The organism is Kitasatospora sp. NPDC089509 (assembly GCF_044749365.1).
In the GTDB taxonomy this organism is placed as follows: domain Bacteria; phylum Actinomycetota; class Actinomycetes; order Streptomycetales; family Streptomycetaceae; genus Kitasatospora.
Genome location: NZ_JBIVHS010000001.1, coordinates 518,105 through 544,317 on the forward strand (window position 1 = coordinate 518,105; position 26,213 = coordinate 544,317).

The 26,213-nt window shown below is 72.4% G+C and carries 18 protein-coding genes; 7 read left to right on the plus strand and 11 right to left on the minus strand.

Annotated features, from left to right (window positions below; all coding sequences use genetic code 11):
- The first annotated feature begins 241 nt into the window (after nucleotides 1–241).
- The 3 genes from ACIP4P_RS01910 (at nucleotide 242) to ACIP4P_RS01920 (ending at nucleotide 5,408) form a co-directional block, all read left to right on the plus strand.
- Nucleotides 242–1,186: an ABC transporter ATP-binding protein gene (locus tag ACIP4P_RS01910; RefSeq protein ID WP_400913712.1), complete on the plus strand. Its 945-nt coding sequence runs from the start codon at nucleotides 242–244 to the stop codon at nucleotides 1,184–1,186.
- On the plus strand, nucleotides 1,183–2,556 hold the full coding sequence (locus ACIP4P_RS01915) for an ABC transporter permease (protein ID WP_400913714.1): 1,374 nt from the start codon (nucleotides 1,183–1,185) through the stop codon (nucleotides 2,554–2,556). Before ACIP4P_RS01910 ends, ACIP4P_RS01915 begins: the two co-directional genes overlap by 4 nt.
- Nucleotides 2,557–2,657: 101 nt before the next feature.
- Nucleotides 2,658–5,408 carry an alkaline phosphatase family protein gene (locus ACIP4P_RS01920; protein ID WP_400913715.1) on the plus strand — a complete coding sequence of 917 codons (2,751 nt, stop codon included), beginning with the start codon at nucleotides 2,658–2,660 and terminating at the stop codon, nucleotides 5,406–5,408.
- A 54-nt stretch (nucleotides 5,409–5,462) separates the two neighbouring features.
- Here the strand turns inward: ACIP4P_RS01920 and ACIP4P_RS01925 are convergent, their stop codons facing one another.
- The 8 genes from ACIP4P_RS01925 to ACIP4P_RS01960 form a co-directional block, all read right to left on the minus strand.
- Nucleotides 5,463–6,650, minus strand: a complete 1,188-nt coding sequence (locus ACIP4P_RS01925; RefSeq protein ID WP_400913717.1) for an aminotransferase class V-fold PLP-dependent enzyme — start codon at nucleotides 6,648–6,650, stop codon at nucleotides 5,463–5,465.
- 12 nt (nucleotides 6,651–6,662) lie between these two features.
- Complete coding sequence (locus tag ACIP4P_RS01930) at nucleotides 6,663–7,991, minus strand: pyridoxal-phosphate dependent enzyme (RefSeq protein ID WP_400913719.1); 1,329 nt, start codon at nucleotides 7,989–7,991, stop codon at nucleotides 6,663–6,665.
- Complete coding sequence (locus tag ACIP4P_RS01935) at nucleotides 7,988–9,484, minus strand: Y4yA family PLP-dependent enzyme (protein WP_400913720.1); 1,497 nt, start codon at nucleotides 9,482–9,484, stop codon at nucleotides 7,988–7,990. The genes ACIP4P_RS01930 and ACIP4P_RS01935 overlap by 4 nt, the downstream gene beginning before the upstream one ends.
- 229 nt (nucleotides 9,485–9,713) lie before the next feature.
- Nucleotides 9,714–10,499, minus strand: coding sequence for a class I SAM-dependent methyltransferase (locus tag ACIP4P_RS01940; protein WP_400913722.1), 786 nt, complete (start codon nucleotides 10,497–10,499; stop codon nucleotides 9,714–9,716).
- A 210-nt stretch (nucleotides 10,500–10,709) separates the two neighbouring features.
- On the minus strand, nucleotides 10,710–14,300 hold the full coding sequence (gene dnaE, locus ACIP4P_RS01945; protein WP_400913724.1) for a DNA polymerase III subunit alpha: 3,591 nt from the start codon (nucleotides 14,298–14,300) through the stop codon (nucleotides 10,710–10,712).
- Nucleotides 14,301–14,476: 176 nt separating this feature from the next.
- Nucleotides 14,477–16,498: a phosphocholine-specific phospholipase C gene (locus ACIP4P_RS01950; RefSeq protein WP_400913726.1), complete on the minus strand. Its 2,022-nt coding sequence runs from the start codon at nucleotides 16,496–16,498 to the stop codon at nucleotides 14,477–14,479.
- A 240-nt stretch (nucleotides 16,499–16,738) separates the two neighbouring features.
- Nucleotides 16,739–17,428 (minus strand): phosphonatase-like hydrolase, encoded by a 690-nt coding sequence (locus tag ACIP4P_RS01955; protein ID WP_400913727.1) that lies wholly within the window; start codon nucleotides 17,426–17,428, stop codon nucleotides 16,739–16,741.
- 5 nt (nucleotides 17,429–17,433) lie between these two features.
- The gene (locus ACIP4P_RS01960; protein WP_400913729.1) at nucleotides 17,434–18,195 is read right to left on the minus strand and encodes a GntR family transcriptional regulator; all 762 of its coding nucleotides are present in this window, start codon (nucleotides 18,193–18,195) and stop codon (nucleotides 17,434–17,436) included.
- A 162-nt stretch (nucleotides 18,196–18,357) separates the two neighbouring features.
- Here ACIP4P_RS01960 and ACIP4P_RS01965 point away from each other — a divergent pair, with 162 nt between their 5' ends.
- Nucleotides 18,358–19,533, plus strand: a complete 1,176-nt coding sequence (locus ACIP4P_RS01965) for a TIGR03364 family FAD-dependent oxidoreductase (RefSeq protein WP_400913731.1) — start codon at nucleotides 18,358–18,360, stop codon at nucleotides 19,531–19,533.
- Between the two features lie 113 nt (nucleotides 19,534–19,646).
- Here ACIP4P_RS01965 and ACIP4P_RS01970 read toward each other — a convergent pair whose 3' ends face one another.
- Nucleotides 19,647–20,414: a maleylpyruvate isomerase family mycothiol-dependent enzyme gene (locus tag ACIP4P_RS01970; RefSeq protein ID WP_400913733.1), complete on the minus strand. Its 768-nt coding sequence runs from the start codon at nucleotides 20,412–20,414 to the stop codon at nucleotides 19,647–19,649.
- 211 nt (nucleotides 20,415–20,625) lie between these two features.
- Here ACIP4P_RS01970 and ACIP4P_RS01975 point away from each other — a divergent pair, with 211 nt between their 5' ends.
- Nucleotides 20,626–22,824 carry a germacradienol/geosmin synthase gene (locus ACIP4P_RS01975; protein ID WP_400913734.1) on the plus strand — a complete coding sequence of 733 codons (2,199 nt, stop codon included), beginning with the start codon at nucleotides 20,626–20,628 and terminating at the stop codon, nucleotides 22,822–22,824.
- A gap of 13 nt (nucleotides 22,825–22,837) precedes the next feature.
- On the opposite strand, the gene ACIP4P_RS01980 is transcribed toward ACIP4P_RS01975, so the two are convergent.
- Nucleotides 22,838–23,212, minus strand: a complete 375-nt coding sequence (locus ACIP4P_RS01980; RefSeq protein ID WP_400913735.1) for a cupin domain-containing protein — start codon at nucleotides 23,210–23,212, stop codon at nucleotides 22,838–22,840.
- Between the two features lie 64 nt (nucleotides 23,213–23,276).
- Entirely contained in the window at nucleotides 23,277–23,699 is a 423-nt protein-coding gene (locus ACIP4P_RS01985) for an SsgA family sporulation/cell division regulator (RefSeq protein WP_400913736.1), read from the minus strand.
- A 278-nt stretch (nucleotides 23,700–23,977) separates the two neighbouring features.
- On the opposite strand from ACIP4P_RS01985, the gene ACIP4P_RS01990 reads away from it, so the two are divergent.
- The gene (locus ACIP4P_RS01990) at nucleotides 23,978–24,376 is read left to right on the plus strand and encodes a cupredoxin family copper-binding protein (protein WP_400913738.1); all 399 of its coding nucleotides are present in this window, start codon (nucleotides 23,978–23,980) and stop codon (nucleotides 24,374–24,376) included.
- 137 nt (nucleotides 24,377–24,513) lie between these two features.
- The gene (locus ACIP4P_RS01995) at nucleotides 24,514–26,205 is read left to right on the plus strand and encodes a hydrogenase maturation protein (RefSeq protein ID WP_400913740.1); all 1,692 of its coding nucleotides are present in this window, start codon (nucleotides 24,514–24,516) and stop codon (nucleotides 26,203–26,205) included.
- Nucleotides 26,206–26,213: the final 8 nt, after the last annotated feature.

Genomic DNA, 26,213 nt, shown 5'->3' on the forward strand with positions numbered 1-26,213 from the left:
CCATGGCTAATCGCCTCTCATGTCAGGGGGTTTGCCCCAGTAAAAGGGAAAAGTGACGGACGATCGGCAATGTGAGCTCGACCACGTCATAACCGTATTGAAAGGTTATGGAGATCGACGCTCAACCGCCGGAGCACTGTCGAAGATCAGACCGTCCGATGTTCCACCGGTGTTCAACCGCGGGCTCCTGACTCCACCCCGTCAAGCCCCTACCTTCCCTCGTGGACTGCGAGAAGGAGCCATGGAAGACACCCAACCTGCCGTACGGGCAAGCGGATTGACGAAGTGCTTCGGCGACGTGGTGGCGCTCGACGGGGTCGGACTGGAGCTGGTCCCCGGCCGGATCCACGGGCTGGCCGGCCCGAACGGCGCCGGGAAGACCACACTGCTCGGGCTGCTGCTCGGCCTGGCCGTCGCCGACGGCGGCGAGCTGGAGGTGCTGGGCAGACCGGTCGGACGGGCACTGGCGGCGCCGCGCGGAGTGGCCGGATTCGTCGACGGTCCCGGCCTGTACCCCACGCTGACCGCGCGCAGGAACCTTTCCGCCCTGGCCGCCCTGCGCGGACAGGACACCGGGTCCGACCGGATCGACGAGGTGCTGGCCGAGGTCGGGCTGACGGACGTCGCCGACGACCGGGTGCGCGGCTTCTCGCTGGGCATGCGCCAGCGCCTGGGCCTGGCCGCCGCCCTGCTCACCGAGCCGGAGCTGCTGGTGCTCGACGAGCCGTCCAACGGCCTCGACCCGGCGGGCAAGCTCCACGTCCACCGGGCGCTGCGCCGACTCGCCGACTCCGGCGTCACCGTCGTGCTGTCCAGCCACCGGATGGACGACCTGGAGTCGCTCTGCGCCGAGGTGACGATCCTGGCGACCGGGCGGGTCCGGTTCTCCGGCCCGCTGGGCGAACTTGCGGCCGGGGCCCGCGAGTTGGACCACCGCCTGCTGACCTCCGATCCGCCGGCCGCGCGCCGGGTGGCCGGGGCGACCGCGGGCGTCCGGGTGGTGGACGGCGCCGGGGCGTGGCGCGGGACGGAGGCGCTGGTGGTGCGCGCCGCCGGGCCCGCCGTCGAGCAGCTGGTGGCCGGATTGGTGCAGGAGGGCGTCCGGGTGCGCGAGGTGGCCCCCGTGGTGTCGCCGCTGGAGGCCGCCTACCTCGCCCTGACCGAGCAGCAGGAGGACGGGCGATGAGCACGATCGCAGCCGGCGACGCGGTGGCCGGAGCCGCCGCCGCGGCCGAGGAACGACGGGTCCCGGTCGGCCGGGTGTACCGCTTCGAACTGGTCAAACTCGTCTCGCAGTGGCGGATCCGGCTGCTGGTGCTGGCCTGTTGGGTGCTGCCCGGGCTGTTCGTCGCCGCCGTCGCCCAGCAGGGGACGCTGCCCTCGGACACCCTGTTCGGCCGCTGGATGCACGCCACCGGCTGGGCCGGTCCGCTGGTGGTACTGGGCTTCTCCGGCTCCTGGGCGCTGCCGCTGCTGACCTCCGTGGTCGCGGGCGACGTGTTCGCCGCCGAGGACCGGCTCGGCACCTGGCGGCACCTGCTGGTGGCGGTCCGCTCGCCGCGGCGGATCTTCCTCTCGAAGACCCTGGCGAGCGCGACCGTGATCGTCCTGCTGGTGGTCGGACTGGTCGCCTCCGGCATCGCGGGCGGCCTCGCGGCCGTCGGCAACCAGCCGCTGGTCGGCGTCGACGGGCACCAGCTGGCCCCCTCGGACGCGGCCACCGCCGTCCTGCTGGCCTGGACGGCCGCCCTGGCCCCCACCCTGGCGCTGGCCGCGCTCGGACTGCTCGGCTCGGTCGTCCTCGGCCGCTCCCCGATGGGGCTGCTGGTCCCCGCGCTGTCCGCGGTCGCGATGCAGCTCGCCCAGATGCTGCCGCTGCCCGTACCGCTGCGCCTCGCGCTGCCCGGCTACGCCTTTTTCTCCTGGAACGGTCTGTTCGCCGACCCCAACCGGCTGCCGGAGCTGCTGATCTCCGTGACGGTGAGCCTGGTGTGGGCGGTGGTGGCGACCCTCGCGGCCTACCGGCTGTTCGTCCGGCGGGACTTCACCAACGGCAGCGAGGACGGCGAGAAGCGCCGTGCGCTGACCCACGCGGTGCTGCCGCTGGCCGGGCTGCTCGCGCTGACCTCCGGGGCGGTCGCGGTGGCCGCGCCGTCCACCGGCTCGGGGATCTCGCAGGCCAAGGTGCAGCACTCGGTCGCCACCGTGTTCGCCCACCTCTACCGACTGCAGACCGAGCAGCTGCACCGCCCCGCCGTCACCGAGGCCGACCTGCGGGTCACGGCGGACTGCAACCGGGGCGACGGCCAGGTCGACCCGGAGGGGCCGGGCAACGACTGGCGCTGCGTGGTCACCTGGCACCTGCCCGGCACGGCCGCCCCGGGGACGGCGATCTACCAGCTGGACGTCGCCTCGGACGGCCGGGTGATGGCCGACGGCGACGGGCCGAAGGAAGTGAACGGCTACTTCCTGGTGCACACCCCGACCGGGGACGCGCCCAACCCGCTCTGGCAGTTCGACGGCCAGATCGACCTGCTCTCCGCCTCGACGGACTGACTCGACGGACCGACTCGACGGACCGAGCGGCGCCACCCCCTCCGAACGCTCCCAACGCACCGACCCCAGCAGGCAATCGATCCCCAGGAAGGGCTGACGCCATGCAGGTAACGCGTCGTCGACGCGCCCGGAACGAGCACCTCGTCGTGCTCGGCCGGCGCACGAGCCGCCGGGCCACCCTGGCCACGGCGTGCATCACGGCCGTGGCCGTGGCCACCGGCACCGCTTTCGCGAGCACCCAGCAGTTCGGCACCCAGCAGGTCGGCCAGGTCACCGCCGACGGCCAGGTGATATCCAGCGACCAGTACCTCGCCCCGTACGGCGACCGGCTGGTCATCGACAACGGCAAGATCATGGGCTCCCGGGTCAGCCCGGACGGCAGCCACCTGGCCGCCTCGGTGGCCGACGGCGACGCCTCGCTGGTCGTCGTGGACCTGAAGACCGGCAAGGTGCAGCAGCGTGCCGGCAAGGCCAAGAACGCCGATGTGCACCTGGCGGACGGCTCGGTCGGCCAGGAGGCCCCGGTCTACTCGCCGGACGGCAAGCAGCTCTGGCTGGGCCAGCTCGATGGCTACACCAGGTTCACCGTGAACCCCGACGGCTCGCTGGCCGACCCGGTGACGGTCGCCATCCCGGCCGACGGCGCCAAGCACGCGCTGGCCTCCGGCGCGGTGTTCTCCGCCGACGGCTCGACGGTCTACGCGGCGGTCAACGGGCAGAACCGGGTGGTCGCGATCGACGCGGCGACCGGCAGGCTCGGGCAGAGCTGGACCACGGGCACCGCGCCGCGCGGCATCGCCCTGGTCGGTCACAAGCTGTACGTCGGCAACGAGGGCGGCCGCGCCGCCACCCCCGACGACGACACCCTGAACTCCTACGGCACCCAGGTGCCGGCCGACCCGGACACCGGTGCCGCCACCTCGGGCACCGTCAGCGTGATCGACCTCTCCGACCCGGCCGCGGCCGTCGGGAGCATCGACGTCGGCCTGCACCCGACCTCGGTGTACGCCAAGAACGGCACGGTCTTCGTCGCGGACACCTCCTCCGACCAGGTGTCCGTGATCGACGCCGGCCGGGACGTGGTGGTGCAGCGGATCTCCACCCGGCCGTGGCCGGAGGCCTCGGTCGGCTACGAGCCCACCGCCGTGACCCTCACCGACGACGGCCGGCTGCTGGTCACCCTCGGCCGGGCCAACGCGATCGCGGTCTACCGCTTCAGCGGCGCCCAGGAGCCGGTGAGCTACGTCGGCCTGCTGCCCACCGACTACTTCCCGGCGGAGGTCACCACCGTCGGCAACCAGGTGGTCGTCTCCAACACCCGTGGCATCGACGCCCGGCGGCCCAACTCCACCGGCGCCCACAACACCCACGACACCACCTCCAGCGTGACCCGGTTCACCCTGCCCGGTGACAGGGAGATCCGCTCGCAGACCGACAAGGTCTTCAAGCAGAACGGCTGGACCAAGGGCGCGGTGCAGACCGCCGACCGCCACAAGGCGAAGGCGGTCCCGGTGCCGAGCCGGATCGGCGACCCGTCGACGATCAAGCACGTCTTCCTGATCGTCAAGGAGAACCGGACCTACGACCAGCTCTTCGGCGACATCGGCAAGGGCAACGGCGACCCGAAGCTGGCCCAGTTCGGCGCCAATGTGACGCCCAACCAGCAGGCGCTGGCCAGGCAGTTCGGGCTCTACGACAACACCTACGACATCGGCACCAACTCCGCCGAGGGCCACAACTGGCTGATGCAGGCGGACAACCCGGAGTACACCGAGTCCTCGGCGGGCGAGTACGAGCGCAGCTACGACACCGAGGACGACGCCCTCGGCCACCAGCGCTCGGGCTTCCTGTGGACCGGCGCCCAGGCGGTCGGCCAGGACGTGCGCGACTTCGGCGAGTTCCACCAGTTCCTGACCAAGCCCGACGGCGCGAACTGGCAGAACCTCTACTGCGACGCCAAGAACATGGAGGCGACCGGGGACGACACCGCGTACCCGCTCAACTCCTCCTCGCCGATCCCCTCGCTCAACGACGCCTCGGTGCCCGGCTTCCCGAAGTTCGACCTGGACGTGCCGGACCAGTACCGGTACCAGATCTGGAAGCAGGACTTCGAGCAGAACGGCCCGGCCAACCTCAACATGCTGTGGCTGTCCAGTGACCACACCGGTGGCCCGGCCAGCCCGGCCGCCCAGGTCGCGGACAACGACCTGGCGGTGGGGAGGATCGTCCAGGAGATCTCGCACAGCGAGTACTGGAAGGACACCGCGATCTTCGTGGTCGAGGACGACTCCCAGGCCGGCCTGGACCACGTGGACGGCCACCGCGCCCCGATCCAGGTGATCAGCCCCTGGGCGCAGCACGGGAAGGTCGACAGCCGCTACTACTCCCAGATCACCATGGTCCGCACCATCGAGCAGATCCTCGGGATCCACCCGATGAACCAGAAGGACAGCGCGGCCACCCCGATGGCCACGGCCTTCACCGACAAGCCGGACTTCACCCCGTTCGACGCGGTGCCCAACCGCACCTCGCTGACCGACGGTCTGAAGACCCAGCCCTCCTGCGGCTCGGACGTCCCCGGCGCCCAGGACCGCAGCGCGGCCGCGGCGCCCGTCACCACCGATCCGCCGGCCGCCGAGCGGAGCATCGCCGCCCAGTGGGACGCCTGGAAGGCCAAGCAGCACCTGACCGGCCCGGACGCCGCCCCCGACCGCGCCAACCCGGCCCAGATGAACCACCTCACCTGGTACCAGACCCACAACTGGAGCGCCCCGTACCCGGGTGAGTCCACCGTCCAGGCCCCGAACGACGTCCCCGGCGCCTACATCCCCTCCGCCGAGAACGACGGCTGATCCCCGCGGCGACGGCCCCGGTTCGGCAGCAGCGCCGAGCCGGGGCCGGCCCGTTCACAGCGTGAGCAGGACGGCGAGCAGCCGGTCGATCTCCTCGGGGGAGTTGTAGACGTGCAGGCTCACCCGGACCGAGCTGTCGGACTCGCCGGCCCGGGCCTGGCAGTGGCCGTCGGCGCGGACCATCAGGCCGTGGCTGGCGAGGACGAAGCCCAGGTCGTTGGAGGGGATCGCGCGGTGCCGGAGGGTGACGATGCCCTCCCGCCGCTGGACCGGTGAGTCGGCGGCCAGGCTCTGCTGGCACCCGAGGACCTGGTAGGCGTCGCAGCCGCGCAGACCGTCGGTGAGCCGGGTGGCCAGGGCACCGGTCCAGCGCTGGATGCGGTCCGGGCCGGCCGCGTCCAGCCAGTCGAGGGCGGCCTCCAGGCTGGCGATCCCACAGGTGTTGGGGGTGCCGCTCCAGCCGCCGGGGCGGAAGGCGGGGCCCCGGGTGTTGCGGGCCCAGACGGCGCCGGTGCCGGGCAGGGCCATCGCCTTGTGGCCGGAGAAGACCACGAAGTCGACGTCGAGGGCGCCGACGTCCACCGGCAGGTGGCCGACGCTCTGGGCCGCGTCCAGGCAGATCGGGACGGACGGGCCGACGGCGGCCCGGATCCGGTGGACGTTCATGTCCCCGCCGTAGACGTGGTGGACGTGGGTGGCGGCGACGAACGCCGTGCGCTCGGTGACGAGTTGCGGCAGGGCCCGGTGGTCGTAGTCGTGCGAGGCCGGGTCGTAGGGCAGTTCGCGGACCCGGACGCGCACGCCCCGCTCCGCCAGCAGCCGTTGGGCCTCCAGCCAGGGCAGGGCGTTGGCCTGGTGGTCGGCGAACGGCACGATGATCTCGTCGCCGTCCCGGAGGAGTTCGGTCAGCCAGTCCCGGGCGACGGTGCGCAGCCCCTCGGTGGTGCCGCTGGTGAAGTGGACGGCGGAGGGCCGCCCGGGGTCGGGGTCGCCCAGGAACGCGGCGACCCGGGTGCGGGTGCGTTCGACCAGGGCGGTGGTGGCGTTGGCCCAGGTGTAGGTGCCGCGGCCGGCGTTGGCGTTGGCGGTGGTCAGGTACCGCTGGACGGTGTCGAGCACGGCCCGCGGCTTCTGCGCGGTGGCCGCGCTGTCCAGGTAGACCTGGGACGGGTCGGCCGTGACGATGGGGAACTGGGCCCGCAACTCGCGGTGCCAGGAGTCGAGTTCCTCGAAGGTCTCCATGGTGGCCCCCGCTCAGTCCCGGACCAGCGGCGCGCCCGCGTCGCGCCAGCCGATGATGCCGCCCGCGAGGCTGCGGACGTCCCGGTGGCCCATCCGGGTGAGCAGGGCGGCGTACTGGACCGACTTCTCGCCGATCGGACAGGCCAGCAGCACGGGCTGCCGGGTGCCGAACGGCAGGCCGCCGTGCAGGAGTTCGTCGAACAGCTCGTCGACGATGTTGATCGAGCCCTCGATGTGCAGCGCGGAGTAGGCGAACGGGCCGCGCAGGTCGACCACCAGCGGGTGGTCCTCGGCGATCCACTTGCGGGCGGCGTCCACGTCGACGACCCGGGCGGCGGCGAGCTCGGCCGGGGTCAGGGTGCCCACCGAGTTGGGCCGCGCGGGCTGGTTGAACAGCTCCGGCCGCCGGTCGCGGATGTAGCCGAGGTAGCTCTCCACCCGGTCGCAGACGATGAACACGGCGGTCCGGCGCCCGGTCGCCCCGCCCGGCTGCTCGTCCAGGGCGCGCAGGTGGCGCAGCGCGCCGTAGTAGGCGCCGCCGCCGGTGGGCCCGGCGAGCAGGCCGCAGCGGCGGACCAGGGTGAGCATCCCGTCGATGGCCTGGTCGGCGGTCACCGACTCGATGCTGTCGTAGGTGCCGGGGTCGAACAGCCCGACCTCGTGCACCTCGTCGATGGTGCGGATGCCCGGGATGAAGTCGGACTTGTGGGCGACCAGCCCGACCACCTCGACCGCGGGGTTGTGGGCGCGCAGCACGGTGGCCACGCCGGTGGACGAACCGGCGGTGCCCACACAGGCGATGAAGAAGTCGGGGGCCCGGCCGTCCAGGTCGCGGACGATCTCCGGCCCGGTGCCGGTCAGGTGCGCCTGGACGTTGAGCCGGCTGTAGTACTGGTCGGTGTGCAGGTAGCCGGACTCGGCCTCGGAGAGCATCCGGTGGATCCGGGTGAGCGGGTCGTCGGTGTCGGTCGGGTCGAGGCACTCGGCCCGGCCGGGCAGTTCCTCGATCTCGGCGCCGAGCAGCAGCAACAGGTCCTTGATCTCGGGGACCTTCATCCGGTTGGTGACGCTGCGGAACGGCAGTCCGTGCATGCCCGCGATCAGTGCCAGCGCCTTGGCGGTGTTGCCGCTGGACAGTTCCACCACGGTGTCGCCCCGCTCGACGGCGGCGGCGAGGGCCTCGCGGGTCATGTTCCAGGCGGCGCGGTCCTTGACCGAGCCGAAGGGGTTGAGCAGTTCGAGCTTGGCGTACAGGTCGATGGTGCGCAGGCCGGTCACGGCCGGGTCGATCCGCAGCAGCGGGGTCTCGCCGATCGCGTCGGTGATGCTGTCGTACCTCATCCGCGGCTCTCCCCCTGGTGGTTCGTGGCCCCGGTGGTGTCCAGGGGCCAGTACTGCTCGTCGAGGCGCCAGTGCCAGGCGCCGTCCTGCCGGTAGGCGGCGACCTTGCGGGCGACGGGCTGCTGGATCGGCCCGCCGGCGTTGAAGTCCATCAGATAGCCCGCCGTGTTGGCGAAGGCGAGCAGGTCGCCGGGGGCGGGCAGGCGGGGCAGGAAGACCAGTCGACGGGTGATCAGGTCGGCCTCCAGGCAGAGGTTGCCGAGCAGGTAGACGCCGACGGGCTCGGCGGCGCCGGCCGGGGCGCCCGGGCGGGGGACCAGCACCGGGTCCATCAGCACCCCGTGGTCCTCCAGGGCGGCGTCCCGGGCGTTCAGTTCCAGCCGCACCAGGTGGTCGCCGTCCGGGGTGTGCCGGACCTCCAGGACCCGGGCGAGGGTGGCTCCGCACTGGTCCACCAGGGCCCGGCCGGGTTCGACGGCCAGCTCGTACATGTTCTCCAGCAGCAGGGTGGCGAGCGGGCGGCCGAGGGTGGGCGCGGGCTGGGAGAGCAGTTCGTCGAGGTAGGCCTCGGCGGCCACCGGGCGGTGCGCGGGGTAGAGGCCGAGCGTGCCGCGCAGGGTGCCGGACTCGTTGCGCAGCCCGTAGCCGTGGTCCTGCCAGGTGAGCGCGGGCCGCCGGCCGAGGACGGCGTTGGTCAGCTCGGTGGTGTACTGCTCCCACTGGGCGGCGTGGGCGAGGTAGTCGACCCCGAAGCCGCCGCCGATGTCGATGGTGCGGGGGCGCAGTCCGCGCCGGTGGCAGTCGTCCATCACCCGGAGGCAGGTGTCCAGGGCGACGGCCTTCTCGGCGATCCCGGTGGTGTCCAGGTGGTAGGCCACGCCGGTGAGTTCGACGGCGTCCCGGTGGCGGGCGAGGGCGTCCAGCAGGTGGTCGAGTTCGCCGACCGGGGAGCCGAACCGGCTCGGCCGGGTGAGCACGGTGACGCCGGGTGCGCGGAAGCCGGACAGCCGGGGCATGACGGGCACCCGGGGGAGGGCGTGCTTGCGCACCAGGTCGGCCAGGTCGTCGAGTTCGGCCCGGGAGTCCAGGTGGACGGTGGCGCCGGTGCGGGCGGCCAGCCAGAGGAACTCGCGGCTCTTGGGGCCGGTGGCGATGATCCGCTCGGGCGTCCAGCCGGCCCCGAGGGCGTGCTGGAGTTCGGCGAGCGAGCCGACGTCGAGGCCGGCGTCCAGTCCGGCGTCGGTGGCGGCGAGCCGGCGGACCAGCGCGCTGGAGCGGTTCGCCTTGTGGGCGAAGTAGATCCGGCCGGTGAGGTGGTGCTTGCGGAAGACGGACCGGAAGCGGGCCAGGTTGTCGGCGAGCTGTTCGGGCAGGAGCAGGTTGAGCGGTGACCCGAGCGCGTCGACGAGGGGGTGCAGGAAGTCGGGTGTCTCCAGGAGGGATCGGAGTCGGGGTTCCAGCCGTGGTTCCAGATAGAGCGGTGAGGGCCGCATCGGTGAGCTGCTCCCGTCGGAGGTCGGCGTGGGGCCGGGCGGCGCGCCGATCTCACTTCGGTGGGCGTCGCCGACCGAGGGAAACGGTAACTGTTTTCACATTGGATCAACAGGATTTTCTGTCACACCATCGCAAAGACTGTGCCAATCCGAAAGCAATCAATCCACTTGTGACAAAAGGGAGTTGGATCTCCGAGGGTGGTCAGGGAGGGGTCCGGGGGCGGGACGCTCAGCGCAGCGCCACCAGGACGGAGCTGGCGCCGTACTGCCACACCGACCCGGCCTGGCGGAAGCCCGCCATCCGCAGCAGTTCGGCGTGCTGGGTGGCCGACAGCCCGTTGCTGTCGCCCTCGGTCGGCGGCAGTTGGCGCTCCCGGGCGGCCAGCAGTTCGGCGAACTCGGGGATCAGCCGGGCGGCGTCCCACCACTGCGCCCAGTCCTCGGTGTCGGCGAGGCCCCGGCGCTGGGAGCGGCGCCGGCCGATGGCGAGCGCGAGTTCGGCGAGCGAGGGCTCCTCGGGGATCAGGTGGTCGCCGTTGACCAGGACGGCGCCGGGGCGCAGCGCGCCCGCCAGGTCGCGGTAGATCCCGAGCAGCGCCTCCGGCGGCGGGTAGTGCAGCGCGGTGGAGGAGATCACGGCGTCCAGCGGGCGGTCCAGCCCGAGGTCCGCGATCCAGCCCGGGCGGCCGATCATGGTCTCCACCCAGCGGGTGACCCGGGGGTGGCCGGCCCGGCCGAGGGCGAGCAGCAGCGGGTCGATGTCGACGGCGAGGACCTCGGCGTGCGGCAGCCGGTCCGCGACGCGGGCGGACAGCGAGCCGGGGCCGCTGCCGAGGTCGGCGATCAGCGGCCGTTCGTGGTGGCCGACGACCTGTTCCAGTACGTCGACGATGACGGTGAACCGCTCCTCGCGTTCGACCGCGTACTGCTCCTGCTGGCGCTCCCAGCGTTCCACCCAGGCTCCGGCCAGGGTCTCGTCGACCGGCATTCCGACTCCCGCAGTGTCCGTGCGCATGCGCACTCCCCGTTCGATTGCCAATGTCTGTCATGTCCATATGAATTGGCAACGAACCGGCGCGATCCACTGCCCGCACCATAATGATATCCGTTTTCATCTAATGCTGACGCCCACACGGAAACGGGGCGCACACACGGAAAAGCGGGGCGGGGCGCCATCGCGCCCCGCCCCGCTTCCGCGGACGGGAGTTCGAAGGCCGGACGGGGCCTAGCGGCCGGCGCCCGGGTCGCCGCCGGCCGAGCGGACCGCCGCGCCCGCCCAGGCGCGGTTGCCCAGCAGGGTCTTGACGTCCGAGGCGAGCCCGTTGTCGGGGTTCACCCGGAAGCCCAGCTCGTACAGGGTGTTCTTGTCCCAGTTGGTGGTGAGCAGCCGGATCGGGACGTCGCCGGGGTGGGCCTCCAGGGCGAGCTTGAGCTCGGAGACCAGCTGGGGGGTGATCCGGTGCACCGGCACGGTGATCTGGACCGGCGGCTTGGTGCCCAGCTCGGCGGAGGAGACGTCGAGGGTGGTGATCTCCTGGCCGAAGATGCTCAGCGAGCCGTCGCGCTCGTTGAGCCGACCGCGGACCGAGATCACGTTGTCCTCGATCATCTGGTCGGCCATCAGGTTGTAGGTGGCCGGGAAGAACAGCACCTCGACCGAGCCGTCCCGGTCGGACAGGGTGATGATCGCCCAGGCGTTGCCCGCCTTGTTGATCCGCCGGTCCACGCCGGTGATCAGCCCGGAGAGCCGGACCTCGCCCTCCGAGCGGCCGGAGCCGAGGAGTTCGGCGATCGAGGTGTCGCGGTTCTGGGAGAGGATGTGCTCGGCGCCGTCCAGCGGGTGGCTGGAGACGTACAGGCCGAGCATCTCGCGTTCCAGGGCGAGGAGTTGGCGCCGGGGCCACTCGTTGTCGGTGAGCTGGAAGTCCAGCCCGATGGTCGGCGAGCCGTCGCCGCCGTCGAGGGCGCCGAACAGGTCGTCCTGGCCGATGGCCTGCTGCTTCTTCACCCCGGTGACGGCGTCGATGGCGCTCTCGTGCACGCTGCTGAGCGACAGCCGGGAGTGGCCGAGCGAGTCGAAGGCGCCCGCCTTGACCAGCGAGTCGACGGTGCGCTTGTTGCAGACCACCAGCTCGACCTTGTCCAGGAAGTCGGCGAAGGAGGTGTACTTGCCGTTCTCCTCGCGGGTGCGCACCAGCGACTCGATCACCGGCACACCGACGTTGCGCACCGCCTTGAGGCCGAACCGGACGTCGCTGCCGACGGCGGTGAAGTCGACCACCGACTCGTTGACGTCGGGGGAGAGGATCTTGATGCCCATCTGCCGGCACTCGGCCAGGTAGACCGCCATCTTGTCCTTGTCGTCGGCGACGGACGTGAGCAGCGCGGCCATGTACTCGGCCGGGTAGTTGGCCTTCAGGTAGGCGGTCTGGTACGAGACCAGGCCGTACGCGGCGGAGTGCGACTTGTTGAACGCGTAGCCGGCGAACGGGACCAGGACGTCCCACACCGCCTGGATCGCCTCGTCGGAGTAGCCGCGCTCCTTGCAGCCCGCGTGGAAGGGCACGAACTCCTTCTCCAGCACCTCCTTCTTCTTCTTGCCCATCGCGCGGCGCAGCAGGTCTGCCTGGCCGAGCGAGTAGCCGGCCAACACCTGGGCGGCTCGCTGCACCTGCTCCTGGTAGACGATCAGACCGTAGGTCGGGCCGAGGACGTCCTTGAGCGGCTCCTCCAGCTCGGGGTGGATCGGGATGATCTCCTGCTGGGCGTTCTTGCGCAGGGCGTAGTTGGTGTGCGAGTTCATGCCCATCGGGCCGGGCCGGTACAGCGCCGAGACGGCGGAGATGTCGGCGAACTCGGTGGGCTTCATCAGCTTGAGCAGGGCGCGCATGGGCCCGCCGTCGAGCTGGAACACGCCCAGGGTGTCGCCCCGGGCCAGCAGCTGGTAGGTGGTGGGGTCGTCGATCGGGATCTTCTCGATGTCGACGTCGACGCCCCGGTTGGCCTTCACGATCTTGATGCAGTGGTCGATGATGCCCAGGTTCCGCAGACCCAGGAAGTCCATCTTGATCAGGCCCATGGCTTCGCACGACGGGTAGTCGAAGCCGGTGATGATCACGCCGTCCTTGTCCCGCATGTGCAGCGGGATCAGGTCGAGCAGCGGGGTCGAGGAGAGGATGACCGCGGCCGCGTGCACGCCGGTGCCGCGGATCAGGCCCTCGATGCCCCGGCCGGTGTCGATGATCTTCTTGACGTCGGGCTCGTTCTGGTACAGCGCCCGGATCTCGGTGCCCTCGTTGTACCGGGAGTGCTTCTCGTCGAACAGGTCGGCCAGCGGCACGCCCTTGCCCATGACGTCCGGCGGCATCGCCTTGGTGATCCGGTCGCCCATCGAGAACGGGTAGCCGAGGATGCGGTTGGCGTCCTTCACGGCGGCCTTGGCCTTGATGGTGCCGAAGGTGTTCACCTGGGCGGTGTACGCGGCGCCGTACTTCTCGGTCACGTAGCGGACCATCTGGTCGCGCTGGCGGTCGTCGAAGTCGATGTCGACGTCCGGGGGGTTGATGCGCTCGGGGTTGAGGAAGCGCTCGAACAGCAGGTCGTGCTCCAGCGGGTCCAGCTGGGTGATCCCGGTCAGGTAGGCGACCATCGAGCCCGCCGCCGAGCCACGGCCGGGGCCGACCGGGATGCCGTTGTCCCGGCCGTACTGGCAGATGTCGGCGACCACGAGGAAGTAGGCGTCGAACCCCATCGGGGTGATGACGCCCATCTCCAGCTCGATCCGGTCCAGCACCTCCTGGCTCGGGCTGTCGCCGTACCGGTGCTGGAGCCCGATCTCGATCTTCTTGCGCAGGAAGGACGCCTGGGTCTCGCCCTCGGGCACGTCGAACTGGGGCATCCGGTCGACGTAGGTGAAGACCTCCTCGTACGACTCGATCCGCTCGGCGATCGCCAGGGTGTTGTCGCAGGCCTCCGGCAGCTCGCGGAAGAGCTCGCGCATCTCCTCGGCGGTCTTCACGTAGTAGCCGGTGCCCTGGAACTTGAACCGGTTCGGGTCGTCCTTGTTCTTGCCCACGCCGACGCAGAGCAGGCTGTCGTGGGCGTCCGCCTGGTCGGCGGTCACGTAGTGCGAGTCGTTGGTGGCCAGCAGCGGGATGTTGAGGTCCTTGGCCAGGCGCAGCAGGTCGTCGCGGACGTCCTTCTCGATGGAGAGGCCGTGGTCCATCAGCTCCAGGAAGTAGTTCTCCTTGCCGAAGATGTCCTGGTAGGCGCCGGCCGCCTTGACCGCCTCGTCGTACTGGCCCAGCCGCAGCCGGGTCTGCACCTCGCCGGAGGGGCAGCCGGTGGTGGCGATGATCCCGGTGGCGTTCGCGGCGATCAGCTCGCGGTCCATCCGGGGCTTCATGTAGTAGCCCTCCATCGACGCGAGCGAGGAGAGCTTGAAGAGGTTGCGCAGACCGGTCGCGTTCTGCGCCCACATGGTCATGTGGGTGTAGCGGCCGCCGCCGGAGACGTCCTTGCCGCCCTCGCCGTCACTGCTGCTCGGGCGCTGGCCGCCCGGCGACCAGAACACCTGCTTCTTGTGGAAGCGCGACCCGGGCGCCACGTACGCCTCGATGCCGATGATCGGCTTCACCCCGGTCTTGGCGGCCGCGTGGAAGAACTCGTAGGCGCCGAACATGTTGCCGTGGTCGCTCATCGCGATGGCGGGCATGCCCTGTCTCTCCGCCTCGGCGAACAGCTTGCCGTTCTTCGCCGCCCCGTCGAGCATCGAGTACTCGGTGTGGACGTGCAGGTGCGCAAAGCTGTCGGACACGGCGCTGTGCTCCTCGGGGAACCTCGGTAGGGGAGCGGTCCAGGCTAGCGGGTCGACCCGGACGACGCGCCGGGCGGGGTGCCCGCCGCGGCGACTTTGACGTGTTCCTTCCGCCTCCCGGGGCGACCCGTGCTAGGCGCCGGACTCGGCGCCCAGCACGGTCGAGGGGCGCTCGGTCAGGACGCCGGGCCGGGGTCGGTGATGCTGTCCGTGCCGGTCTCCAGGTGGCCGGCCAGGCGGCGCAGGAAGCCGTCGGAGGTGTCCGCGGTGACGGTCAGGTCGTACCAGCCGCTCCTGGTCGCGAAGGTGGCGCTCACCGGGGCGCCGGCGGTGGTCCCGGCCGGGACGCTGTACGTCCAGGGGCCGCCGGTGCCGTAGGCGTTGTCGGTGACGGTCACGGTGGCCGCCGTGCCGCCGGTGTTGGTGAACGCCAGGGTGAGGGCGGCGTTCGCGGTGTCGTAGCCGGACGCGACCTCGACCAGGGTCGCGCCGCTGCCGCAGGCGGTGCTGCGGTTGCCGGCGAAGCGGCGGTGGAACCCGTTGGGGCCGTAGAGCGACAGGTCGTAGGCGCCGGTCGGGGTGCCGGCCGTCCAGTAGTCGGAGACGGTGGCGCCAGCGCCGACGGTGTACAGCCACGGGCCGTCGGTGCGGTAGGCGTTCGGGTAGACGTAGAAGACGACGCCCGCCGTCCCGGTGTTGGTCATGTCGATCCAGAACGTCCCGCCCGCGCAGTCGGTGCGGCCGTTGGCGTCGGGCTGCCAGGGCAGCGCGCGGGCCGGGCGGGTGCCGGGCTCCTGGACGGGCATCGACTGGACGGCCGGGACGCTCGGCGCCGGGAGGCTGCCGCACTGGTCGTCCGCGCCGGAGACGTAGCCGCTGGTGTCCGGCAGCGCGGGCCAGCTGCTGTCCTGGCCGGAGAAGCCGAAGACGGAGGTCAGGTCGCCGCTGACCGCGCGCCGCCAGGCGCTGATGTTGGGCTCCTTGACGCCGAACCGCTGCTCCAGGAAGCGGATCACCGAGGTGTGGTCGAACACCTGGGAGTTGACGTAGCCGCCGCGGGTCCAGGGGGAGACCACGATGAGAGGCACCCGCGGTCCCATCCCGATCGCCCGGCCGCCGGAGACCTCGCCGACGGTGGAGACCGAGCTCTTGCCCTGGGAGGAGGTGGCCGGCGGGACCGGCGGCGGGACGTGGTCGAAGAAGCCGCCGTTCTCGTCGTAGTTGAGGATGAAGGCGGTCTGCGACCAGACGGACCGGTTGGCGGCCAGCACCTGGAGCAGCCGGGCGCTGAGGTCCTCGCCGTAGGCGGGCCGGTAGTTGGCGTGCTCGGAGAGCGAGGCCGGCGCGACGATCCAGGACACCTGCGGCAGGGTGCCCGCGTCGACGTCCTTCCGGAAGGCGGCGACCAGGTCGGGGACGGTGGCCATGCCCTTGTCGTGCAGCGGTGAACCCGGCTTGGCGTTCTTGAACTTGGCGAACCAGGCGAGCGCGTTGTCGTCGAAGTTGTCGCTCTGCTGGTAGACCTTCCAGCTGATCCCGGCGGCCTCCAGCCGCTCCGCGTAGGTGGTCCAGCCGAAGCCGGCCGCGGGCTCGGTGTTGTCGAGGACGGCCGACTTGCCGACCGAGAGGCCGTTGGAGCCGGTGAACAGGTGCAGCCGGTTGGGGTTGGTCTGGGTCAGGGTGGAGCAGAAGTAGTGGTCGCAGATGGTGAAGGCGTCCGCGAGCGCGTAGTAGAAGGGCAGGTCGGGGCGGGCGAAGTAGCCCATGCCGAGGCCGGGGGTGCGGGCGGTGTTCCAGGCGTCGTACTTGCCGCCGTGCCAGATCGCGGTGTCGACCGGGTAGCTCATCGCCGGGGCGTCGGCACAGGTGGCGCTGGTCGTGGTGGTGTCCATCCGGAACGGCAGGATGTAGCCGTCGGAGTTCGAGTACGGCTGGTAGAAGGCCGGGTTGCCGCCGGGCAGGTTGATCGCGTTGCGGTCGCCGAAGCCCCGGACGCCGTTCATCGTGCCGTAGTAGTGGTCGAAGGCGCGGTTCTCCTGCATGAAGATCACGACGTGCTGGACGTCGTTGATGGTGCCGCTGGCGGCGGGGGCGGCCACGGCCTGCTGCAGGGACTCGGGGAGGGCGGAGAGGCCGGCGGTCGCTCCGGCGGCGGCTGCGGCGAATCCCATGAACGTTCGGCGGGACACGGGGGTCACGAGGGGCTCCTCTTGTCTGGACAAGTGCTTCCCGACTTGGCTGGACAAGTCTGGGGAGCGCGGGCCGCCCCGAGCCACTCCCGCGCAGTGAACGGCTCCGGTCCGGGCGATGACGCGGACATGGCCTCCCGGAGGGGTGGCCGGAGGGCGGCCCGGGACGCGAAAACGCCGACGCCATCGCCGTGGGGGCGGCGATGGCGTCGGCGGGTCCCGCGGCCGGGGAGAGGCCGCGGGAAGCGGTCAGACGGTCTGCTGGGCCTCGGGGAGGCCGGGGATCTCGGTGACGCCGGACAGCACGTGGGTCTGCGGGTGCCCGTCGAAGTCGGCCCGGCCGAGCTCACCGGTCAGCACCCCGACGACGACCCCGGCCCCGGCGTTGCGGCCGGCCTGGACGTCCACCACGGTGTCACCGGCGGTCAGCACCCGGCGGGTGTCGATCACGCCGGTCTTCTCCATCGCCCGGTGGATCATGTACGGCGCCGGACGGCCGCGCGGCACCTCGTCCGAGGTGACCACGGCGTCCAGGTTGCCGCCCTCGCCGGTGGACCAGCCGATCGACTCCAGCAGCGGGTAGGCGACGTCGTCGCTGAACCCGGTGGTCAGCGCGACCTTGATGCCGCGGGCGCGCAGCTCGGCCAGTGCGGCCTCGACGCCCTCGATGGCCTGCGGCGGCGTGGCCCGGTAGGCCTCGCGCAGGAACTCGGCGAAGGCCGCGTAGCTCTCCTCGACCAGCTCCGGGCTCGGGGTGCCGCCCCCGATCCGGACCAGGGCGGCGATGGCCTCGCGCTTGTCGGTGCCCATCCAGGTCTGCAGGTCGGCCTCGGCGACGGTCACCCCGTTCCGCTCGACGGCGGTGCGCAGCGCCCGGTAGACGGCGCCGGACTCGTTGATGGTGGTACCGGCCATGTCCAGGACGGCGAGCTCGATCACGGTGGTCAGTCCTCTTCGGTGCGGTAACGGCCGATCACGGTTCGGCCTTCGATGGTGTTCTCGATGGTGAAGGTGGCCATGGCCGGCAGGTAGCGGTCGTCGGCGTCCTCCAGCGGCACGCCCTGGCTGGACGTGGTGAGCCGGCGCACCCGCAGCAGCGGGTCCCCGGCGGCGACCCGGAGCAGTTCGGCGTCCTGCGGCCCGGCGGCGACGGCGTCGATGGTGTGCCGGGCGTGGTGCAGGTCGACCTCGCGGCGCAGCAGCTCCTGGTAGACCGAGCCGTGGTCCGGGTCGAAGTCGAACAGGATCCGGCCGACCTCGTGGACGAAGGTGGAGCGCTCCAGCATGGCCGGGACGCCGTCCAGCAGCCGCAGCCGGACGAGTTCGACCACCGGTTCGCCCTCGGCCAGGCCGAGTCGGGCCGCCGTCTCCGCGGACGCCCGTCGGCGGGCCACCTCGACGGTGCTCTGCCCGGGTTCTCGGCCGATGGTGCGGGCCCACTGGGTGAAGGACAGGAACGTGCCGAAGGGCTGGGAGGGCGTGGTGCGGCGGGCGACGGGCGGCTTGCCGCGCCCGCCGACCAGGCTGCCCGCGGTGCGCAGCATGGCCAGGGCCTGGCGGACCGGGCCGCGGGAGGTGCCGAACTCGGCGCAGAGCTGCGACTCGCTGGGCACCGGCTTGCCCTCGGGCCACTCGCCGGACTCGATGCGGCGCAGGAACTCGGCGCCGAGCCGTTGGTGGAGAGGGAGGTCCTCACTTGTCTTCACAAGTTGACTATGGCACCCCGGGGTGGAACTTCTCAAGGCCGCGCGACCTGCGGTTTCACTTGTTCATCTGTTCGTCCCCGAAGGCCGTCGCCTGGGTGAACAGATGGTAACTTGTACATACATCTCTTGACTCCAGCCGCCGGAAGCCCCTTAGCTGGCCCCATGAGCAGCAGCACCGCATCCGCACACACCCCCGCCGCGTCCTCCGTCTCCAGTGACGTGGTGATCGTGGGCGCCGGCATCGTCGGCCTGGCCCACGCCTTCGAGGCCCTCAGCAACGGACTGTCCGTCACCGTGGTCGAGCGCGACCGCGAGCCGGTCGGCGCCTCGATCCGCAACTTCGGCCACTGCTGCATCACCGCCCAGGACGGCGACCTGCTCGCCCTCGCCCGGCGGTCCCGGACCGGCTGGCTGCGCGCCGCCGAGGCGGCCGGCTTCTGGGCCGAGCAGGCGGGCGCCCTGGTGGTGGCCCGGTCGGCGACCGAGGCGGCCGTCCTGGAGGAGCTGAGCGCCGCACGCGGCGGCGACGCCGTGCGGTTGCGCACCGCCGCGCAGACCGCCGAAGCGCTGGGCCGCCCGCTCGACGCGGCCGGCGACCTGGTGGGCGGCGCGCTGCTGCCCGCCGACCTGCGGGTCAACCCGCGCGAGGCGGCGCCCGCGCTGGCCCGCTGGGTCGCGGAGCACCCGCGCGGCCGGGTGCTGTGGGGCACCGCCGTCACCGGCGTCGAGACCGGCGCCGTGCACACCACCCGCGGCCCGGTCCACGGTGACCGGATCCTGGTCTGCGTCGGCCACGACGTGGACTACCTGTTCCCGGACATCGCCGAGGACCACGGGATCGAGCGCTGCCGGCTGAGCATGGCGCGGGTCGAGGCCCCGGCCGGGTTCCGCACCAACTCCGCGGTGCTGACGGCGACTTCGATGCTCCGCTACGACGCCTTCACCGCCCAGCCGTCGGCCGCCCCGCTGCGCACCGAGGTGCTCGGCCACAGCGCGGAGCTGCTGGGGATCGGCGCCAATGTGATGTTCACCCGGCTGCCGGACGGTTCGGTGCTGGTCGGCGACTCGCACCACTACGACGCCACCACTCCGCCGTTCATCGACGAGCGCACCTACGAGCTGCTGATCGACGCCGTCGCCCGGGTGCTGGGCGTGCCGGAGCTGCGGGTGCTGGAGCGCTGGCAGGGCGTCTACGCCAGCAGCCCGCGCGGCCCGCTGCTGGTCCGCGACCTGGCCCCGGGCGTGCGGGCGATCTCGGTCACCTCGGGTGTCGGGATGACCCTCTCCTTCGGCCTCGCGGCCGCCACCTTCGACGGCACCCTGGCCGCGACCGCCTGAGCCCACTTGTCGCGACAACCGGGCACCCTGGATCACCTGGGTGAACTGACGGAACCGGCCGGACCTGCGAAGGTCCGGCCGGTTCCTTGTCCGGACAAGTGCCGGACGGGCGCTCAGAACGCCGAGTGCTCGAACCAGAGCGCCAGCAGCTCCTGGTCCCCGGCCAGCTCCACGCCGGCCGCGGTGCGGTCGAGCCGCCGGTAGAGGAGCAGCAGCAGCTCGGCGGCGGTGGCCCGGACGGTGGCGTCGGCGGCCGTGTCGCCCTCGGTGCCGTCGCCCTGGTCGAGGCCGAAGCCGTCGGGGCGCAGCCGGACCAGCCAGTCGCCTTCGCCGTCGGTGCGGGCGAAGCGGATGGTGCGGTCCTCGCCGCGCAGCTCGGCCGTCCCGGGGGCGAAGAAGGCGGCGAACGGCAGGTTGGTCAGGAACTCGTCCACGCCGTCGGCGGCGAGCTCCGGGTCGATCTCCGCCGCCAGGCCGAGCGCGCGCTCGGCGTCGACGCGGTGGACCAGGGTCTCGAACAGCATCCGGCGGACCCAGAACCGGGCGTGCTGGTCGGCGCCCCAGGCCCACATCGGCTCGTCGAGGTCGCCCTCGGCGAAGGCCGCGGCGGCCTGCGCGGCGGCCTCGGCCAGCCAGTCCGGGAGCTCCTCGGGCCGCTCGGGCAGCCGCAGGTCCACGTCCCGGCTGAGCGGGCGCTCCTGGATCCGCTGGCGGATCAGCACGGTGAACCAGCGCTGCACGCTGCCGGCGTGCCGGACGAGGTCGGCGAGCGTCCAGTCCGGGCAGTCGGGCACCGGGAGGGTGAGGTCGGCGTCCCGTACGGCGGCGACGAAGCGGGCGGTCTCGGCGGCGACGGCGGCGCCGCGGTCCTGCGGGGTCATGAGGGTGGTCTCCAGTGCTCCGGGGGCGCGGCGGCGCGGGCGGCCCGCGCCCGACGGCTTGTGCGCTCAATGTTTCATTTGCTGAAGCAATCGCGACGACGCTAGGCCTGAAAGGTTGAGCTTGTCAAGTAACTCTCCGGGGGCACACCGCTCCCGAGGAGCGGTCGTTGACCAGTGGACCGGCCGTCCCCAGCAGAGAGCGCGACCCCCTGTGTCCCAGCCCTTCGAACTTCCCGCCTTCTACCTGCCGCACCCCGCCCGCCGCAATCCCCACCTGGAACAGGCGCGCGAGCACTCCCGCCGCTGGGCCCGTGGGATGGGCATGCTGGAGGGTTCCGGCATCTGGGAGCAGCGGGACCTCGACGCCCACGACTACCCACTGCTGTGCGCGTACACCTACCCGGACTGCGACGGGGTCGAGCTGTCCCTGGTCACCGACTGGCACGTCTGGGTGTTCTTCTTCGACGACCACTTCCTGGAGACCTTCAAGCGCGCCCGGGACCGGGTCGGCGCCCGGTCCCACCTCGACCGGCTGCCCGCCTTCATGCCGCCGGACCCCTCGGCCGGGACGCCCGAACCGCGGAACCCGGTGGAGGCGGGCCTCGCCGACCTCTGGCGGCGCACCGTCCCGGGCACCTCGGCGGACTGGCGGAAACGCTTCGCCCTGAGCACCGGGCACCTGCTCGACGAGTCGATCTGGGAACTGTCGAACATCGACATTGGTCGGATCCCCAACCCGGTCGAGTACATCGAGATGCGCCGCAAGGTGGGCGGCGCGCCCTGGTCGGCCGGGCTGGTGGAACACGCGGCGGGCGCCGAGGTCCCGGCCGCGGTCGCGTACACCCGGCCGCTGCGGGTGCTCCGGGACACCTTCTCCGATGCGGTGCACCTGCGCAACGACCTGTTCTCCTACCAGCGCGAGATCGAGGAGGAGGGCGAACTGAGCAACGGTGTCCTGGTGCTGGAGACCTTCCTCGCCGTCTCCACCCAGGAGGCGGCGAACCGGGTCAACGACCTGGTGACCTCCCGGATGCAGCAGTTCGAGGACACCGTGCTCACCGAACTGGGCCCGCTGTTCGCCGAACACGGCCTCACCGCCGAGGAGACCGCCCGGGTGCTGGCATACGTCAAGGGGCTGCAGGACTGGCAGGCGGGCGGCCACGAGTGGCACCTGCACTCCAGCCGCTACATGAACGGCGGTGGACGCCACGGCAGTTCGGGCCTCCCGCTGGGCACCCTCGGCACCTCGGCGCTGGACGTCCGGCGGCTGGTCGCCGCCACCGGCGCGCAGCGGGTCCGGAACTTCACCTTCGTCCCGCACCGGCGGACCGGCCCCTCCCTCGTCCCCGAACTCCGCCTCCCGAGCGCCCCGCGCATCAACCGGCACGCGGACGAGGTCCGGCGCACGACGGTGGACTGGGCACGCCGGGTGGGCATGTTCGCTCCGGAACCCCTCCTCGGCGGCCGCCCGCTCTGGACCGGGGAACGGCTCGACGACTACGACTTCGGCGGGTTCACCGCCTACACCCTCCCGGAGGCCACCGCCGGACAGCTCGACCTGGTCGCGACCTTCGTCACCTGGGGCAGCTACGGCGACGACTACCTCTCCGCCGCCCACGGACACCGACGCGACCAGGCCGGCGCCGAAGCGGCCGTCGCACGCCTGCTGGCCATCACCGCGCCGGACCCGGTCGGGCCGGTGGCACCCGCGAACGCGCTGGAACGCGGCCTCGCCGAGTTCTGGCCGCGCGCCACCGCCCGACTGTCACCGGCCGACCGCGACACCGTCCGGACCCTGCTCGCCGAGCTGCTGGACGGCTGGCTCACCGAGATCGCCGGCCTCGCCCACCACCGCGTCCCCGACCCGGTCGACTACCTGGAGACCCGCCGCCGGACCATCGGCAGCGGCTTCTTCCTCGCCCTCCCCGGCCTGCTGCGCCCGGCACTGCCGGCCGCCGTGCTGGCGAGCGGCACGATGCGGGCGCTGGAGGACTCGGCCGCCGACCACGCCGGCCTGGTCAACGACCTGTTCTCGTACCAGCGGGAGATCGAGTTCGAGGGCGACTTCCACAACGCCTCCCTGGTCGTGCAGCACTTCCTCGACTGCGGGTACCCGGAGGCGGCGCGCATCGTCGGCGACCTGGTCACCGCCCGGCTCGACCAGTTCGAGCACCTGGCGGCCCGTGAACTGCCCGTGCTCTGCGCGGACCTGCGCCTCGACGGTGCCACCCGGCAGGCCGTCGACGACCACGTCCGCTACCTCCGGAACCTGATGACCGCCAACCTGCACTGGCACGGCGTCTCCCGCCGCTACCCGGAGGCCGACCTGCGCCGCCACCACGGCCGCGACCTGCCCCGGCCCACCGGCCTCGGCACCTCGGCCGCCCGGATCCCGCTGCCCACAGTCTGAGCCGGGGACGGGTCTACCCGGCCGGCGCCGGGCGGACGGTGAGGCCGGGGCGGCGGCGGTGGACGGTGAGGTAGACCAGGCCGTCCCCGCCCGCCGCCAGGGCCCGGCGGGCGCCGCGCGGGAGCCAGGCGGTGCAGCCGGGGGAGAGCGGCTGCCCGGTGCCGTCCGTCTCCAACCGGCCGCTGCCGTCGAGTACTTGGAGCAGCACGTCGAGGTCCGGTTCGACGTGCGCGGGGACCTCGGCGTCGGCCGGGAGGCGGATGATGTTGGCGTCCAGCTGGCGGCCGTCCTCCTGCAGCCGCCACAGCGCCCCGCCGCGGTCGGCGGGGGTCCGCCGGAGCAGGGAATCCAGCCGGGTGAGCACACCTGGTCCGGGGTCGGGCGTCAACGGGGCCTCCTGAGGGCGGGCGGGAGCGGCCCGAGGATTCTACGGAGGAGGGCGGGCGCCCGGCTCAGCCGGCGTCGAGCAGCCGGGCGAGCGCGCGGTCGAGGTCGAGGTGCTCGGACTCCGACCCGGCCGGCACCAGCGTGAAGGAGTCCGAGAGGAAGGCCGTGACCAACTCCTCCGGGGCGCTGACCACGGCCCGCCCGACCGGCCCCCGCAAGGTGATCAGCACCTCGCCCGCCGGACCCGGCCGGACCTGCACGTCGCCGCTGCCGACGGGGGTGAGCCGGCCCTCGTTCAGCAGCTCCCGGCTGAAGTACCAGCACACCCGGGCGGTGTCCCCGGTGCACCGGCACGGGGTGAGCGGGAACGCCAGGCAGGCGGCGTACGGCAGGCTCGCGTCGAAGCGCAGCTGGGCCTCGATCGGGACGTCGGGCGCCGCGCTGTCGGGGAAGGTGACGGGCACCGGGCGGACGGTGGACAACTGCATCGCGGCCTCCTGTGGTCACGGCGCGCCCGACCGGCACGCTCCGGCCTACCCGGGGGCGCCTACCCGGTGCGCCGCGTGGCAGCCGAGGGGGGAGGAATCTCCACAATTCCCGCGCATCGCCCGTCCGCGCGGACCACCCGCCGTCAACTCCGGGCCCGCTCTTTCACTCTCAGGAATGAAACGGCGGGCTGTCCGGAGCCCTCGGCCCGACCACGGCGGCACCGGGCCGACGGAGGCTGGAACCACGCCCCCGCACCCCTCCCGAACGGAGCCCGTCCGTGACCCGCCCCCGCCCCCTCCGGGCAGCCGCCGCGCTGCTGCTCTCCGCCGCCCTCGCGGGCTGCGCCGGCTCCGGCACCCCGTCGAACAGCGCCTCCGGCTCGGTGGCCGACGCGGCCCTGACCAGCCCCGCCGCGCCCAGCGGCAACGCCGCCGCCCAGGTCACCATCAGGAACTTCGCCTTCGCCCCCGCCGCCCTCACGGTCAGCCCCGGGCAGACCGTCACCGTGGTCAACCAGGACTCCGCCGCCCACACCCTCACCGCCGACGACAAGTCCTTCGACACCGGCCCGATCCAGCCCGGCGCCTCCGCCACCTTCACCGCCCCGCAGAGCGGCGCCCACCCGTACATCTGCACCATCCACCCGTTCATGCACGGCACCCTCACCGTCGGCTGAGCGGCCCGGGGCCGCCCGAGCGCCCGCCCCGCCGCCCGGGTGAACGGGCGGCGCGGCGGGACGGACGGGCCGGGGGCCGGACGGCCCGAAGGCGATGATCTGCGGGATCCCGGAGGCCCTCACCGTCGGAGGCGGACATGCGGATCCTGCTCCTCGCCAGCGCGTTCAACAGTCTCAGCCAGCGCCTGCACGCCGAACTGCGCGACCGACGCCACCAGGTGGACGTCCAACTGGCCGGTGACGAAGACGAGTTGACGGCTGCGGTGGACCGGCTGCGGCCGGACCTGCTGCTCGCGCCGATGCTGCGCAGCGCGATCCCGCGGGAGGTCTGGTCCCGGCTCACCTGCCTGGTCGTCCACCCCGGCCCGCCCGGCGACCGCGGTCCCTCCTCGCTGGACCGGGCGATCCAGGACGGCCGCACCGAGTGGGGCGTCACCGTGCTCCAGGCCGAGGAGGAGATGGACGCCGGACCGGTCTGGGCCTGGGCGCCCTGCCGTCTGCCCGGGCGCGGGAAGAGCGACCTCTACCGCAACGAGGTCTCCGACGCCGCCGTGGCCGCCGCCCTGCTCGCCGTGGAGCGGGTCGCCTCCGGCACCCACGCGCCCCAGCCGCAGCACGGCCCCGGCTGGCAGGGGACCGTCCGCACCCGGCCGGCACTGCGCCAGGCCGAGCGCCGGATCGACTGGACCGCCGACACCACCGAGGCGGTGCTGCGCCGGCTGCGCGCCGCCGACTCCCAGCCCGGGGTGCTGGACGACCTGTGCGGCGCCGAGTGGTACCTGCACGGCGGCCACCCCGAGCCGCTGCTGCGCGGCCGCCCGGGCGACCTGCTCGCCACCCGGGCCGGCGCCGTCTGCCGGGCTACCCCGGACGGAGCAGTGTGGCTCCCCGAACTTCGCCGCCGCCGCACCCCGGGCGGGCCCGCGACCTTCAAGCTCCCGGCCGTGACGGCGCTCGGCGCCCTGCTGCCGCCCGTCCCGGAGCGTTCGGCGCCGCTGATGCCGGAGCCGGGCGAGCGCGTCGGCTGGTCGGACCTGCGCTACCGCGAGGACGGCCCGGTGGGCTTCCTGCACTTCTCCTTCCCCGGCGGCGCGATGTCCGCCGACCACTGCCGCCGGCTGCGGGCGGCCTACCGCTTCGCGCTCGGCCGCCCGACCTCGGTGCTGGTGCTGGGCGGCGGCCGGGACTTCTTCTCCAACGGCATCCACCTCAACGTCATCGAGGCCGCCGAGGACCCGGCCGCCGAGTCCTGGGCCACCATCACCGCGATGGACGACCTGGTCGCCGAGGTGCTCACCACCACCGACCGGCTGGTGGTCGCCGCCCTCGGCGGCAACGCCGCGGCCGGCGGGGTGATGCTGGCGCTGGCCGCCGACGAGGTGTGGTGCCGCCGCGGTGCCGTGCTCAACCCGCACTACCGGCTGATGGGGCTGTACGGCTCGGAGTACTGGACGTACACCCTGCCGCGCCGGGTGGGCGCGGCGGAGGCCGAGCGGCTGACCCGCCAGGCCCTCCCGGTGTCCGCGACCACCGCCGAACGGCTCGGCCTGGTCGACCGGGTGCTCGACGCCGGGCCGGAGGGCTTCGGTCCCGCCGCGGCCCGACTGGCCGGGCTGCTCGCCGCCTCGCCCGGCGCCCAGCGCCGGATCGCGGCGAAGAAGGCGGCGCGCGAGGCCGACGAGCGGGTGAAGCCGCTCGCCGCGTACCGGGAGGAGGAGCTCACGGTCATGCACCGGCAGTTCTTCGCACCCGAATCGCCGTACCACGCGCTGCGGTCCGCATTCGTGCGCAAGCGCCCGGTGCCCGCCGGGCTCCGCGCCCGGCTGTGACCCGAACG

What these genes read in the sequence shown, in the direction of transcription:
- ACIP4P_RS01925 (WP_400913717.1), bottom strand. Translation starts at nt 6,650, where the DNA reads ATGGAGACCTTCGAGGAACTCGACTCCTGGCACCGCGAGTTGCGGGCC.
- ACIP4P_RS01985 (WP_400913736.1), bottom strand. Translation starts at nt 23,699, where the DNA reads ATGCAGTTGTCCACCGTCCGCCCGGTGCCCGTCACCTTCCCCGACAGC.
- ACIP4P_RS01935 (WP_400913720.1), bottom strand. Translation starts at nt 9,484, where the DNA reads ATGCGGCCCTCACCGCTCTATCTGGAACCACGGCTGGAACCCCGACTC.
- ACIP4P_RS01920 (WP_400913715.1), top strand. Translation starts at nt 2,658, where the DNA reads ATGCAGGTAACGCGTCGTCGACGCGCCCGGAACGAGCACCTCGTCGTG.
- ACIP4P_RS01930 (WP_400913719.1), bottom strand. Translation starts at nt 7,991, where the DNA reads ATGAGGTACGACAGCATCACCGACGCGATCGGCGAGACCCCGCTGCTG.
- ACIP4P_RS01995 (WP_400913740.1), top strand. Translation starts at nt 24,514, where the DNA reads ATGCGGATCCTGCTCCTCGCCAGCGCGTTCAACAGTCTCAGCCAGCGC.
- ACIP4P_RS01910 (WP_400913712.1), top strand. Translation starts at nt 242, where the DNA reads ATGGAAGACACCCAACCTGCCGTACGGGCAAGCGGATTGACGAAGTGC.
- ACIP4P_RS01915 (WP_400913714.1), top strand. Translation starts at nt 1,183, where the DNA reads ATGAGCACGATCGCAGCCGGCGACGCGGTGGCCGGAGCCGCCGCCGCG.
- ACIP4P_RS01965 (WP_400913731.1), top strand. Translation starts at nt 18,358, where the DNA reads ATGAGCAGCAGCACCGCATCCGCACACACCCCCGCCGCGTCCTCCGTC.
- ACIP4P_RS01970 (WP_400913733.1), bottom strand. Translation starts at nt 20,414, where the DNA reads ATGACCCCGCAGGACCGCGGCGCCGCCGTCGCCGCCGAGACCGCCCGC.
- ACIP4P_RS01940 (WP_400913722.1), bottom strand. Translation starts at nt 10,499, where the DNA reads ATGCGCACGGACACTGCGGGAGTCGGAATGCCGGTCGACGAGACCCTG.